This is a genomic window from Phenylobacterium sp. LH3H17 (genome assembly GCF_024298925.1).
Lineage (GTDB): Bacteria > Pseudomonadota > Alphaproteobacteria > Caulobacterales > Caulobacteraceae > Phenylobacterium.
Genome location: NZ_CP101283.1, coordinates 504,709 through 518,463, shown reverse-complemented (window position 1 = coordinate 518,463; position 13,755 = coordinate 504,709). Strand labels below are relative to the sequence as shown.

Here is a 13,755-nt window from a genome sequence, read left to right as displayed (position 1 = left end):
GGACTGCGCAGTATCCGGAGGTTCACGGCCCCGGGATGCTTAATGACCTTTAACAATTTCGAGCGAAACACAGCCGATTCTGTCCGGCAATGGAAATTTATTGCCACGCTTGTTGATCTGGCGCATGACGTCACCTCGTTAACCATCTTTTCCGGAATGAAATCACAGTGCGGCTAGAATCGGGCCGCGCGCGCTTTTCGCCGGACAGGGGACGGGCCCAGGCGTTAGACTCTCCTCATCAAGAGGACGCTGACCATGGCCGACGACGCACCGCCCTCCGAGACTCCGATCCAGAAGGCCCTGCGGCTGAAGAAGGCCGCCATCGCCGCCAAGCCCCAGCCGCCTCGGGGCGGCAAGTTCCAGCGCGAACAGGCCGCCGCGGCCCAATCCTCGTCCAAGTCCAAACCGTGGATGTCCCGCTAGGCGCGCCGAAGCTGCCTCACGCGGGGATCGTCACCCTGCCCGGGTCGCCGCCAGCCATTTCCCACAGGTCGCGCTCGGCGGCGATATAGCCGAAGGCGAAGCGGCTGCGGCCCTGGAGGATCTGCTCGAACACCTCACGGGCGCGGTCCATCTCCCCATTGTACAGATACCAGTTGCCGACCCCATATCCCTGGGTGGCGTAGATGGTCTCCAGGTCGTGGATCACCTGGGAGCCCTTGTCGGGATTCAGCAGGTCCTCGGGCCGAAGCTCCCCGCGGTACATCCGCAAACGACGATAATAGGAGGGTCCCTCGACGAACGCCCCGTCCGGCAAGTCGTCGGGTATCGCCCCCAGAACCTGATCCGCCGCGGCATCGTCGCCCTTGCGGCGCAAGGTCATGTAAAGCCAGTCGTTGCAGGCGGTTAGCCCGTCATAGTCCTCCGGGCGCACCCACTCCAGGCACCGCCGGTAGGCGGCCTCCGCCGCATCCCACTCCCTCAGGAGATAGTGCGCCAAGGCGAGGTGATACCAGGTGTTGAACTGAATGCTGGTCGCCGGCACCGGAAGCTCGTTGCCGATCCCGTCCGGCTCGATCCACTCCGACATGCCCTCGATCAGGTCCGCGGCGCGCGCAAGGTCGGCCTGTCCCTCGGCGAACCGCCGGGTCGATAGAAAACGGTGGCCGCGCTGACGCAGGAGTTCGAAGGAGTCTGGAAAACGCTCCAGCCCTTCGGTGAACACCGTGATGGCTTCGTCTATCCGATACCGGAACCCCAGCACGCGGCCGTACCACACGGTGTTGGCCAGGGAAGGGTCGCCTTGGAAATGGGAGCGGGCGCTCTCCAGGGTGCGGCGGGAGCGTTCACGCGTACTGTCTTCGGTCATGCCGCCAGTGAAGCCGCCGGCGCGGGCGCTGGCAAGGGCGGCCGAGGCGATATTGCGTGGCGGAGAGGGTGGGACTCTTTCATGTGATACGCGCCGGATACTGATCTATAAAAGAAACTTGACGATCAATAGGTTGAGTGTGAAACGCGCACCACAGCTCGTATCACAAGTGGTGATTTTGTGCCCCGCGTACCCTCACACATCTTCGACCGCGACGGATGGTTTGCATACCGACGCCGCGTCCCTCTGAGCATTCGCCACTTCCCAGAATTCAGCGGGGCCGAGTGGTTCCACAGATCACTCAGAACGAGGAAGCTCGTTGAGGCTCGCCGCGCTGCGCAAGAGTACGAGGAACTATTCGAAAGGTGCCTAGCTCAAGTGAGCAGCTACGCTTCCGGAGCCACAACGGCACCGGAAGCCATCCTCACAGATGACCTCTTGAAGCAGATCGCCTTCGAGGTGTGGAGCAAAGGCGTTGAAGGGATTAAGCGGGAACACAGGGTGAACCGCACGCCCGATGCCCAGATGGCGGTCGCAGACGAGGACGAATGGGCAACCCAGACCGCTGCGGGGCTTGCCGATCCAACGCGAGCACTCCGGACCAGATGGCTATTGAGACGAGACATCGAGGAAGTGCTTCAGATCAGCGCCGAGGCTGAGTGCCGGAAGAGGGGGCTTCCGGTAGGTGGGCATGAACAGGGCCAGATCGCCGATGCGTTGTTCGAAGCGGAGGTCGGCAAACTGCAAGCACGGTCCGAACTAGCCCATGGGTTGGCGCTTCCAACGGTCGATCACCGCCTGGTTCCGAGCCAACAGATGCCGAAGGGGCGTGGAGCTAGCTGGACGTTCTCCGAATGGGCAGAGAGGGCTCTTTCTGCGCAGCCAAGCGGCGCATCTTGGCAGCACAAAGTCAGAAAAGTTGCGGACGATTTCGAAGCATTCCTCCCGCGGAAGAAAGCGATCTACGAAATCGAAAAAGGCGACATTCAGGACTTCGTCGATTTCCTAATTCAATGCCCTAATCGGTCAATGCAACGCTTCCCCGGTTTGAGCCTGCGTGACGCTGTTCGAGCAAACAACTCTCGCCAAGGCGAGCTGAAGCCATTCAGGACAGTGAGTCCCAACACTATTCGGGACACACAGTTCGCGGTCCTCCGGTGGGTGCTGGCTTTCGCGCATGCACGTGACGCCGTTGCCTTTAACCCAGCCACCGGGGTGAAGGTGCCGGGTGCGAGAAAGAAGGGCGGTCGGAAGTCGGCTTTCCAGATCGAGGAGCTAAACGCCCTATTCGCCCACCCAACCTTCGTCGGTTGCAGGTCACCAATCCGCCCCAACACCCCAGGCGACTACTTGTTTGCGGACCATCGAGTTTGGGCTCCGCTGCTGATGCTCTTCACCGGAGCGCGCCCCAGCGAGTTGGCCCAATTGAAAGTTAGCGATGTGAAACTGGGACATCGCTATCCGCATATTAACATTCTGACAGAGTACGATCCCGACGATCCAGACGATCACGAGTACACGGCGTTCAAAACCGAGAACGCCCGAAGGCAAGTTCCTATCCACCCCGAACTAGATGCGCTTGGGTTTGCGTCCTACGTCGCAAAGCAGCCGAAGGCGGGACGCCTCTTTCCGGAGTGGAAGAGTTCACCTGACGCGAGAAAGCTGTACTCGTCTGCTGGGTGGATCAGGCGCATCAACGACACCTACATCCCAGCGATCACGAATAGGAAGCCCAAGCCGACACTCTATTCGCTTCGCCATACGTTCAAGACCCAGATGGCTCGCGATGGCGTTCCTGCGCAAAACCAGAACCAGATATTGGGCCATGCTCAAGTCGGTATGGACCCAAACTACCTGGATGACCTTGGCATCGAGAGCCACTACGAACATGTCCGCCGCGTGAACTATCGCGGACTTGATCTCAGCTCGTTGCGCTCGAAATACTCGAAGTCTTAGAAAACATCCAACCCAGAATGACCCTGATACCCGGTTCATTCCATGAAGCATTCAGACCCTTATACTTCGACGGACCCTTTACTAAACCGAACAAAATTGCCCGGACCTATTAGGTCCCGACCCTTATATGTGGAAAACCGAGGCCAATAACCGTTATAGTGTTTCGATTTGTGCGGGCAGATGCTCATCTGGCGGCCCAACTTACCTAACGCGTCCGAACCAATGTGCCATTCGTAGCACCTGCGGATGAAGAAGCCCCCCTTCGCTCCCAGATATCCAGGTGCATTCGGCGCGCAAGTGAGCCATCGCGGATAAGACCTATAAGGGTCCCTTGGTTGGTCAACATAGATGCTTGCAGGGGGTCGCATTCCCCAAGCGCTACCTATCCAGCGGTTTCTCGCCCGATCGACGCCAGCGAGCTTCCCTGCGCGCCTTTCAGCTATCGTCAGCGGGACCTTTGGCCTGCGCACAACTGAGCCCTGCGGAGACCAGCGCGAACTCCTCAACCGGGTCACCGCCATTCGAGCTGCGGCTCGGGAAGCCGACCATTGGAGGGGCGAGTTCATCCGCGCGATTAAAGGCTAGCCGACCGACCTTCGCCCCCTCCGCAGTCGGCCAACAATCTGCTACAAGCCCAGCGATGCCTGAGCGTAGTCCGTCGCTTCCTGTCGAAGCCGTTTTTGATGATGAGACCTCGCTACCGGAGCGGTCACCTCCGCCGAGCTTGAAACGGCTGAGAGCCATGAAGTTCCGCGCGTCAGGGCGTGGGGAGCAGCGGCTGAAGAGGGAGGTAATCTGGCATAGCGAGCGCGGAAAGCCCCGGAAAGTTCGGTCAGAAAAATCGAGATCGGCGTGGCGAACCGACAAGCGCCGAGACGAGAAAATCTTTAGTTTTATCAACACGTCTTTGCGTTCTAGACAGCCCGTCCGCGTGACTCCGTCGAGCAGCGATACAGTTAGTGCCGCGAAAGAACAATTGCGAGATGCGAAGGTCTCCGGAACACGGATCATTCCGGAAGTTGGGCTTCCTCATTGGGATCATGCCGACCCACACTTGAAGATGCTCGGATGGGGGATGGCGTCTTGGTCATTGAAAGCGGTTCCCTTCTCCCTCCACCTGAACGAACTCGTGGTCCAGAACGCCAAACAGGATCGACGGGGCCTGGCGCGACACCTTCAAGATCGGATCGGGCGTCACCTGCGGGAGCGGTTCCCAGAAGCAACCCCATCGTTCTGGTTTGCCGTGGAACAGGGCTCTCTCGAACAACCACACCTCCACGGGGCTATTCAAATTCCCGAAGGACAGGACGAGCTAATCCGGAGCGCCCTAAGAGCAGCCGGTGGTTCTTGGAAATCCGCAATCCGTCAGCTCACCCTCAGCCCTCGACGCAACGCGGTGAGTTGGGTCGGCTACTCGACTAAGTGGTTATACGGGACGAGGGTGCGGCTGAGAGACGAAAAAACCACGGGCGCAAGCCACACTATCCGGCAAGCCGCCCGCGCCTGGTATCAAGAGGCCCGAAGGAGTCGGGTGACCCTTTATCCCTAGGCAACCCAAAGCCAATCCTCGAAAGTGCCAGACTGTTTTGAAGGAGCTATCTGTCGCCTTCTGGGTCACCACCCTCTTCCGGCTGCGATGGCGTGGACATCTGAGCGCCCCTCGCCACTCGTTCCCGCAGCTTCTCTTGATGGCGAAGCCTTCGTGTTCGTTCAGCGAGGGCGCTGCTGATAGGACTAGCGCGCCCTATGTACGTGCGGCTGACGTTGTGCTCCGACAAGGTCTTACCACCAGACGGATTTAGAGCGCTTACTCCAAAACCCATAGCGCTTTGAAATACTCCCCGCTGCGCACTAACCCATGCAAGTCTCTCGGGCCAATTTGCGTACTCGCGCCCTCTTTCGGTAATATGTACTTGGTCATCAACAACATCTATGAGGCCATGCTGGTATAGCACTGTTAAAATGTTCGATCTGTTTGATGGCGAAAGCTCAGGCCAGCTTGAATTAAATTCGCCTATGCTCATTACGCCACCCAGTAACAACATATCCAACAACTGCTGCGTGCTTAGGACGAGCAATCCGTTCAAATATCGGAAGTCGTCCTCTCTCTTCTTGTTCGTCAAAAGCACCTCGACTAGGCGATCCCCAGGTGCAGCTCCACCGGGCTCATCCTCCTGTCGGTCGTTTTGTTCAGCGGCCTCCACCGCTGCGACTTCGCCAGCTTGATCGCCATCCCTAGGGGGCGCGAGGTCTACAGGCTGCACCGGCATCGGGTCGAATACTGCGCCCTTCGGCCTAACGTTCGTAAGAAATACAGCGATCTCCGTTCCAAATCTTCTGAAGAAAATGACGATTACGATCAGGGCAAGTGGGGGCCAAGTGAGGAATACCTTGAGGTAGTCCAGCAAGATCACCCAATCGAGGTTGCACGCCATCAGAGACTCCAGCTCGTGGTTGCTCAAACCCTAGCTGCTCGCGGTGCGCGTAGGAAGGAAGTCCCCGCATTCAGTGCGCTTCACTCAGAAATGGACCCTTGGCCCCGAACTTCCGGCGTGTGACATTTGTTTCAACGTCGGATGAAACAGGTGCCACGCTTATGAAGCGTTACGTCGCTTACTATCGAGTCTCGACCAAGCGTCAGGGCGAGAGTGGTCTTGGGCTTGAAGCTCAACATGAGGCGGTAAGGCGCTTTATTGGCGAAGCTGATTTGGTCGCCCAGCATCAAGAGATTGAGAGCGGTGGCCGTGCCGATAGGCCAGCTCTCGAAGCCGCGCTGCGGGATTGCCGGGTCCACCGAGCTACGCTGGTGATCGCCAAGTTGGATCGCCTCGCTCGATCCGTGGCTTTCATCTCAAAGCTTCAGGAAGAGGGTGTCGATTTCGTCGCCGTCGATCTGCCACACGCCAACACGTTCACAGTGCAGATCATGGCAGCGACCGCGGAATTCGAACGCAAGCTCATATCGGAGCGGACACGCGCCGCGCTCGGTGCCGCGAAGGTGCGAGGGGTCCGCCTTGGCGGTCGTCGTGAAGGACACCGGATCGAGGACTATTCCCACCTTGGCCGGGAGCAGTCTGCGAAGGTGCGATCCGCGCTGGCCGGTGCGCTTGCCGAAGATCGTTCGGAGATCATCCAGGCGATCCGATGCGAGGGAGCAACCAGTCTTCGGGGGATAGCCCGCGCCCTCAACATGAGAGGTGTTCCCGCGCCGCGTGGGGGTCACTGGTGCGCCGGGCAGGTGAAGCGAGTCATCCAGCGGGCTGGCGCGGGAACGACCTAAAGATCAAGGCCGCTCGACGAGGCCACCCGAGCTGGAAGCCTCCTGATGCGCGCTCCGGTGTTGTGGACTTCAAGAAAGAGCTAGACAGTTGGGTGGGCGCTGCTGTTCGCGTCCCTAGGCGAATAAGAGCATGAGACGATCAGAACGCAGCAGCTATACGCCGATTGACTTTGTTCAGTGGCATGAGGCCGGAACGCTAGTCATATCGCCGAAATTTCAACGTCGTGGCGTATGGAACCGCGCTGCTCGTTCGTACTTGATCGACACCCTACTACTCGGCCTACCCGTGCCTCCGATCTACATTCGAGTTACCCAAGACGTGAAGCGCCGATCTGTCATACGAGAGATCGTGGACGGACAACAACGCGTTAGTGCCATTCTGGACTACATGAACGACAAGTTCACTCTAGGAAAGAACATTGAGTCTCCGTGTGCCGGAAAGCGGTTTAAAAACCTAACCGAGCAAGAGCAGGATAGGATTTCTCAGTATTCATTCGTATGCGAGGTGTTTTACGGCGTCGAAGACGATGATATACTTCGGGTTTTTTCTAGGTTGAATACTTATTCTGTTCGATTGAACGATCAAGAACTTAGAAACGGCCAGTATTTCGGGGATTTCAAGCAGTCGGTTTATAAACTCGCCCTCGAACATCTCGCGTTTTGGCGGAACAACAAGCTTTTCAGCGAAACCGGCATCGCACGGATGAACGAGGTCGAACTGACGAGCGAACTTGTGATCTTAATGATCGACGGAATTCAGGACAAAAAGAAAAGTATCAATAAGTACTATGCGAAGTTCGAGGAAGCCTTCGAAGACCGCGAAGTGCTGGAAGGTCGTTTTAGATTTGTAATTGATAGCATTAATGATGCAATGAAGGGAGAAGGACTCAGCGGTACGGAATTTAGACGTGTTCCACTTTTCTATTCCCTATTCGGTGCTGTTTACGACAAAGCCTTTGGGATGCCCAGGGATAGAATTACTCAAAATCCCCGTGGCCGGATTTCTGCTGACGAGATAGAGCAGCTAGGGGATGCAATTCATACGCTGTCGGACGCCCTAGCTTCCGCGAAGGAACCCGAAGGCGCGGATGGAGTGGCTCCAGCGTTCGAAGATTTTGTCCTCGCCTGCCTGCGCCAAACGGACAACCTCAAGCCCCGGCGCACGCGCCTTGAGACAATCTACAAGGTCGCGTTCGGGTGAGATGCCCCGTCCTCTCCCGCCCCTAGCCGACGATTTCGCGCGGCAAATCAGACTTGCTAACGACCTCACTGGGCGGATCGAGGCCGCGCAAATTGGACTTCGTGGTCAGGGGGCCGCGCGGGGAGAAATTGGTCTCACGAGCCTCGAGCTGACATACGAGCTGGCCTATCTAAGAACATTCCTCGCCTGGGAGGTTTTCTTGGAGGAGGCGTTTTACCGCCTGCTCTGCGGCTACACTCGGATCGGTGTCCAGGAGCCGCTTCGTGGAGCGCGGTACTTTCATCGGATAGCGGATGCGGAGGCCGCAGTTCTAAACGGTCGCGCGTACAAGCTCTGGCACAACCCGGGCCACGTGATCACGCGCGCACAGGGCTTCTTTGCAGGTGGGAATTTCGAACTGGTCCTGTCGTCAGCCCAAGTCAGACTCGGCTACTTCGCCGCAGTCCGGCACCGCATAGCCCACGCACAAACCCACGCTTCGGCGGAGTTCGATCAGAGTACGCAGACCCTGGCTGGCCGCAGATATCGCGCTTCCCGGCCTGGCCGCTTCCTGAGAGATCGCGTTGCCGGATCGGTGCCTCCGGAACGGTGGATCGAGGCCATATCGGACGAACTGCTCGGATTAGCTCGCCAAATCTGTCCCTAGGCCACCTCGCGGGCCGTGCGACACAACGCGTGACACATCAGACGTCAGTCCGCATCAATGGCATTGAAATTATTACGATTTCTGTGTCATGGCGGAGAGGGTGGGATTCGAACCCACGGTACCCTTCCAGGTACGCCGCATTTCGAGTGCGGTGCTTTCGACCACTCAGCCACCTCTCCAGAGACGACATCGGGCCCCGTTGAAAGGGCCCGCTGAGCGAGGCGCGGAACCTACTCATCCGGCCCCGGTAGATCAAGCGGGCGTTTTGGCGCCCCTCAGTTGGGCCGCAGGACCATCTGGCTGCAGCGGAAAAGCGCCATCAAATTGCCGGTGTCGGGGTTGGTGGGGATCGGCGTCGGCGAGGGCGGGAAACTGAGCGGACATGGCGCGATCCTATCCGTCGGCGGCCAGCACCGCGATCCCGTCCTCGTCGGCGTGCAGCATGTCGCCCGGCACGAAGACCACGCCGCCGAAGGCCACCGGGGTGTCGACCACCCCCTCGCCGCGCTTGATCCCACGCATGGGGATGGTCCCCAGCGCCTTGATCCCGATGTCGAGGGTGGACAGCACCACGCTGTCGCGCACGGCGCCGAAGACCACGATCCCGGCCCAGCCGTTCTTCACCGCGTCGCCCGCCAGCACGTCGCCCACAAGCGCCCGGCGCAGCGAACCGCCCCCGTCGACCACCAGGACGCAATCCTCGCCCGGCTCGGCCAGCAGGGCCTTCACCACGCTGTTGTCCTCGTAGCAGCGGACCGTGCGGATGGGACCGGCGAAGGCGGTATTGCCGCCGAAGTCGCGGAACTGGATTTCGCAGACCTCGACGGTCTCCTCGTGCTCGTCGCAGAGATCGGCGACCGAGGTCACGAGGCCGGCCCCCTGTAGGCGTCGCGCAGGTCGCGTTTCAGCACCTTGCCGATATGGCTGCGCGGCAGGTGGTCGACCAGCTGCAGGTCGGCCAGGCGCTGGGTCTTGCCCAGCTTGTCGTTGACCCAGGTCTTCAGGGCCTCGGCGGCGATGGACCGGCCGGGCTTCAGCGCCACGAAGGCCACCGGGGTCTCGCCCCACTTGTCGGACGGCACGCCGACCACCGCGGCCTCCAGCACGCGCTCATGCTTGACGATCTCGACCTCCAGGTCGCTGGGATAGACGTTGAACCCGCCCGAGATGATCATGTCCTTCTTGCGGTCCATGAGGGTGAGGAACCCGTCCTCGTCGAAGCGGCCGACGTCGCCCGTGCGGATGAAGCGCAGGCCGTCGGGCGAATACCACTCGGCCTCGGAGGTCTTGCCCGGCTGGTTGTGGTAGCCCACCATCATCGCGCCGGAGCGGCCCACCACCTCGCCGACCTCGCCCTGGGCGACCTCCTTGCCGTCCTCGTCGATCAGCCGGATGTCGTGGCCCGGCAGGGGCTTGCCCACCGTGTGCAGCTTGTCGGGATGCTCGTGGGCCACCAGGCCGCAGGAGCCGCCGCCCTCGGTCATGCCGTAGTATTCGATCAGCCCGCCCGGCCAGCGCTTCAGCACGTCGGCCTTGATCTCCGGTGAGAAGGGCGCGCTGGTCGAGAACTTCATCTTGAAGCTGGAGAGGTCATAGCTGTCGAAATCGGCCCGCTCCATGATCCGGCGATACTGCACCGGCACCAGCATGGCGTGGGTGGCGCGGTGCTTTTCGGCCAGCTTCAGGAACTGCTCGGCGTCGAACTTGGGCATCAGCACCGCCGTGCCGCCGTTCGAGATGGTCGGCAGGTACGAGACGAGCGTCGTGTTCGAATAGAGCGGGGTGGAGATCATGGTCACTGAGTCGGCCGGATAGACCCCCCGGCGGATCTGGCCCCAGCGCATGCGGTGCGGCTGGACGATGCCCTTCGGGGCGCCGGTGGTCCCCGACGAATAGATGATGTTGAAGCCCTGGTCGGGATCGACGGTGACCGGAGTGGGTTTGGAGCCCTTGGGCGCCAGCCAGGACTCGAAGGCGATTCCGGCCGACGAACCGTCGAGCGCCACGCGCTGGGCGGTGATCTGGTCGGCCACGCCCTCCAGCTGCTTGGCCACGCCGGCGTCGAGGAAGAACACCCTCGCCCCGCAGTCGTTGAGCATCATGACCAGGCTATCGGGTGTCGACGACGGCGCCAGGGGGGCCACCACGGCGCCCGCCCGCAGGATGCCGAAGAAGGTGGCGCCATATTCGGCGGAGGTCGTGGCGCAAACCGCGGCCACGTCGGCCTTGCCGACGCCCTCGCGCTGCAGGGCCGCGGCGATGCGGTCCATCAACTCGTCCAGCTGGGCGTAGGAGATGGTGCGGTTGGCGTCGACCAGGGCCGGCTTGGCGCCCAGTTCCTTGGCCTGGGCGCGGACCACCTGCTCCAGCGTGCCGAACTCCTGGGTCAGCAGCTCTTCCACGGACATGGCCTTCTCCCTCTCAAACGCTTGTACGACGTCCTAAAGCCCGAAATGGCCGCCGCCGCAATCGGCGCTTGCCATCCGAGCCTGCCGCGAAGGAAACTCACCGCGCCCGCCCCCGCATTTCGGCGGCGCACCCCATTCAAGATCAGCGGGCCGCCAGAGCCCGATCCATTTCCAGGGACGGAACACACATGTCTGACGAGATGATCTCGCTCGGCGCCAAGCTGAAACTGCTGGCCGAGCTGAAGCCCGACGCCCCGGCGGTGAGCTGCGGCGACACCACCCTGACCTATTCGCAGTTCCACAAGCTGACCAACCGCGCCGCGCGGGGCCTGCTCGCCCACGGCGTGAAGCTGGGCGATCTGGTGACGCTGGGCCTGCCCAATTCGACCGACTTCGCGGTGGCCTGCTGGGCCATGTGGAAGGTGGGCGCCACGCCGCAGCCGGTGGCCTTCCGCCTGCCCAAGGCCGAGCTGGAAGCGATCATCGAGCTGGCGAACACGCCGGTGGTCATCGCCGAGTTCGAGCATCAGATCGACCGGCCGATGCTGTCGGTCTCCGACCTGCTGGCGCTCTCCGACGACGACAGCGACCTGCCCGACGTCACCGCCCCGGTCTCCAAGGCGCCGACCAGCGGCGGCTCCACCGGACGGCCCAAGCTGATCCTGGCCGGTCAGCCCGGGGTCAGCACCAGGGAGATCCCGGAGGTCGGCGGCTGGCGGCTGAAGGCGGACTCCATCGCCCTGCTGCCCGCGCCGCTCTATCACAACGCCGGCTTCGGCATGATGATGGCGGCCTTCGCCATGGGCGCGCACATGGTGCTGCTGCCGCGCTTCGAGGCCGAGGCGACCCTGGCCGCCATCGAAAAGCACAAGGCGACCTGGGTCTATCTGGTCCCCACCATGATGAACCGCATCTGGCACCTGCCTCAGGAGGTGCGCGACCGCTACGACCTCTCGTCGCTGGAGACGCTCTGGCACCTGGCCGCGCCCTGCCCGGCCTGGCTGAAGGAGGCCTTCATCCACTGGGTGGGAGCCGAGACGGTGATGGAGCTCTATGCCGGCACCGAGGCCCAGGCGGTGACCACCATCTCCGGCGCCGAGTGGCTGGAGCATCGGGGCTCGGTCGGTAAGGTCAGCGCCGGAGAAATGATGGCGGTGGGCGACGACGGCCAGCCCCTGCCCCCCCGCGAGGTGGGCGAGATCTACATGCGCCGCGCCGCCGGCGCCGCCCCGACCTACAAGTATCTGGGCGCCACGGCCAAGACCCTGCCCGGCGACTGGGAGAGCCTGGGCGACATCGGCTGGTTCGACGAGGACGGCTATCTCTACCTGGCCGACCGGCGCACCGACATGATCCTGGTGGGCGGCTCCAACGTCTATCCGGCCGAGATCGAGGCGGCGCTGGAGGAGCACCCCGACGTGCAGTCCTGCGCGGTGATCGGCATCCCCGACGACGATCTGGGGAACAAGATCCACGCCATCGTCCAGACCAAGGGCGCGCGCGACGAGGAGAGCATCCGGGCGCACCTGGCGTCCCGCCTGGTCACCTACAAGCAGCCGCGAACCTACGAGTTCGTCGATGAACCCCTGCGCGACGACGCCGGCAAGGTGCGCCGCACGGCCCTGCGCGATGAGCGGATCGCCAAACTGAAGGCATCCCAGCCGGCATAGGCCTTAGCTCGACCAGGACTTGCCGCGGGGCGATTGTCGCCCTTGCTGCGCTGCGATATGCCAACGCCATTCTTCAAAGATATTTCCGGGGAAACGCATGAGTATCAGAGGCAAGGCCTACATCATGGGGGCCTACGAGCATCCGCTCCGCGACGCGCCCGACAAGTCGACGCCGCAGCTCCACGCCGAATGCGCCAAGGGCGCCCTGGCTGACGCCGGCCTGACCAAGGACGATATCGACGGCTATTTCTGCGCCGGCGACGCGCCCGGCTTCGGGGCCATGTCGATGATCGACTATATGGGCCTGCGCAATGTCCGGCACATGGACTCCACCGAGACCGGCGGCTCGTCCTACCTGCTGCACGTGGGCCATGCGGCCCAGGCGATCGCCGAGGGCAAGTGCAAGGTGGCTCTCGTCACCCTGGCCGGCCGTCCGCGGCAGAACAAGGGCGGCTGGGGCGGAGGCGCGGGCAAGCCCGGCCAGCTCACCGACGGTCCGCCCGAAGCGGGCTACGAGAACATCTACGGCGGCTCGACCCACAACACCTATGGCATGTGCGCCATGCGCCACATGCACGAGTACGGCACGACGTCGGAACAGCTCGCCTGGATCAAGGTGGCCGCCAGCCACCATGCCCAGTGGAACGAGCACGCCTTCCTGAAGGACGTGGTGACCGTCGAGCAGGTGGTCAATTCCCGCATGATCGCCGACCCGCTGCATCTGCTGGACTGCTGCGTGGTCACCGACGGCGGCGGCGCCCTGATCGTCGTGGCCCCCGAGATCGCCAAGAGCCTGAACCGGCCCAAGGTGAAGATCATGGGCGCCGGCGAGTCCCCCAAGGGCCCTATGGGCGGTCGCGATCTCGACCTCACCCATTCCGGCGCCGTCTGGTCCGGCCCCATCGCCTTCGGCGAGGCGGGCGTGACGCCGGCCGACATCAAGTACGCCTCGATCTACGACAGCTTCACCATCACCGTGCTGATGCAGCTTGAGGACCTCGGCTTCTGCAAGAAGGGCGAGGGCGGCAAGTTCGTCTCCGACGGCAACCTGATCTCGGGTGTCGGCAAGCTGCCCTTCAACACCGACGGCGGCGGGCTCTGCAACAACCACCCGACCAACCGCGGCGGCATCACCAAGGTGATCGAGGCGGTGCGCCAGCTCCGCGGCGAGGCCCACCCCAAGGTCCAGGTGCCCAACTGCGATATCGCGCTCGCCCACGGCACGGGCGGCTCGCTCGGCACCCGCCACGGCGCGGCGACCCTCATCATGGAACGGGAGGCTTAA

At 61.9% G+C, this 13,755-nt stretch carries 11 protein-coding genes, 1 tRNA gene and 1 pseudogene; 7 read left to right on the top strand and 6 right to left on the bottom strand.

Translation table 11 applies throughout. The features are described 5' to 3' along the window. Positions 1 to 255 precede the first annotated feature (255 nt). Positions 256 to 423 (top strand): hypothetical protein, encoded by a 168-nt coding sequence (locus M9M90_RS02600; RefSeq protein ID WP_254835607.1) that lies wholly within the window; start codon positions 256 to 258, stop codon positions 421 to 423. 16 nt (positions 424 to 439) lie between these two features. On the opposite strand, the gene M9M90_RS02595 is transcribed toward M9M90_RS02600, so the two are convergent. Continuing rightward, positions 440 to 1,309, bottom strand: a complete 870-nt coding sequence (locus M9M90_RS02595) for a tetratricopeptide repeat protein (protein ID WP_254835606.1) — start codon at positions 1,307 to 1,309, stop codon at positions 440 to 442. 180 nt (positions 1,310 to 1,489) lie between these two features. Here M9M90_RS02595 and M9M90_RS21240 point away from each other — a divergent pair. Continuing rightward, positions 1,490 to 1,645, top strand: a pseudogene (locus M9M90_RS21240) (DUF6538 domain-containing protein); the annotation flags it as partial. Positions 1,646 to 1,747: 102 nt separating this feature from the next. Beyond that, positions 1,748 to 3,265, top strand: a complete 1,518-nt coding sequence (locus M9M90_RS02590) for a site-specific integrase (protein ID WP_254835605.1) — start codon at positions 1,748 to 1,750, stop codon at positions 3,263 to 3,265. A gap of 1,087 nt (positions 3,266 to 4,352) precedes the next feature. On the opposite strand, the gene M9M90_RS02585 is transcribed toward M9M90_RS02590, so the two are convergent. Both M9M90_RS02585 and M9M90_RS02580 read right to left on the bottom strand, forming a co-directional pair. After that, positions 4,353 to 4,532 carry a hypothetical protein gene (locus M9M90_RS02585; protein WP_254835604.1) on the bottom strand — a complete coding sequence of 60 codons (180 nt, stop codon included), beginning with the start codon at positions 4,530 to 4,532 and terminating at the stop codon, positions 4,353 to 4,355. A 328-nt stretch (positions 4,533 to 4,860) separates the two neighbouring features. After that, complete coding sequence (locus M9M90_RS02580; protein ID WP_254835603.1) at positions 4,861 to 5,700, bottom strand: hypothetical protein; 840 nt, start codon at positions 5,698 to 5,700, stop codon at positions 4,861 to 4,863. Positions 5,701 to 5,861: 161 nt separating this feature from the next. Between M9M90_RS02580 and M9M90_RS02575 the strand changes: the two genes are divergently transcribed. Together M9M90_RS02575 and M9M90_RS02570 are read left to right on the top strand one after the other, a co-directional pair. Beyond that, positions 5,862 to 6,545 carry a recombinase family protein gene (locus tag M9M90_RS02575; RefSeq protein WP_254835602.1) on the top strand — a complete coding sequence of 228 codons (684 nt, stop codon included), beginning with the start codon at positions 5,862 to 5,864 and terminating at the stop codon, positions 6,543 to 6,545. Between the two features lie 130 nt (positions 6,546 to 6,675). Continuing rightward, the gene (locus tag M9M90_RS02570) at positions 6,676 to 7,746 is read left to right on the top strand and encodes a DUF262 domain-containing protein (protein WP_254835601.1); all 1,071 of its coding nucleotides are present in this window, start codon (positions 6,676 to 6,678) and stop codon (positions 7,744 to 7,746) included. Positions 7,747 to 8,481: 735 nt separating this feature from the next. Here the strand turns inward: M9M90_RS02570 and M9M90_RS02565 are convergent. From M9M90_RS02565 to M9M90_RS02555, 3 genes are all read right to left on the bottom strand, one after another. Beyond that, positions 8,482 to 8,571 (bottom strand) — tRNA-Ser (locus M9M90_RS02565). Between the two features lie 214 nt (positions 8,572 to 8,785). After that, positions 8,786 to 9,259 (bottom strand): ribonuclease E activity regulator RraA, encoded by a 474-nt coding sequence (gene rraA / locus M9M90_RS02560; RefSeq protein ID WP_254835600.1) that lies wholly within the window; start codon positions 9,257 to 9,259, stop codon positions 8,786 to 8,788. Beyond that, a complete protein-coding gene (locus tag M9M90_RS02555) occupies positions 9,256 to 10,800 on the bottom strand; it encodes a class I adenylate-forming enzyme family protein (RefSeq protein ID WP_254835599.1) in 1,545 nt (514 codons plus the stop codon). The genes rraA and M9M90_RS02555 overlap by 4 nt, the downstream gene beginning before the upstream one ends. Positions 10,801 to 10,988: 188 nt before the next feature. Here M9M90_RS02555 and M9M90_RS02550 point away from each other — a divergent pair, with 188 nt between their 5' ends. Further along, positions 10,989 to 12,470, top strand: a complete 1,482-nt coding sequence (locus tag M9M90_RS02550; protein WP_254835598.1) for an AMP-binding protein — start codon at positions 10,989 to 10,991, stop codon at positions 12,468 to 12,470. Between the two features lie 97 nt (positions 12,471 to 12,567). Then, entirely contained in the window at positions 12,568 to 13,755 is a 1,188-nt protein-coding gene (locus tag M9M90_RS02545) for a thiolase domain-containing protein (RefSeq protein ID WP_254835597.1), read from the top strand.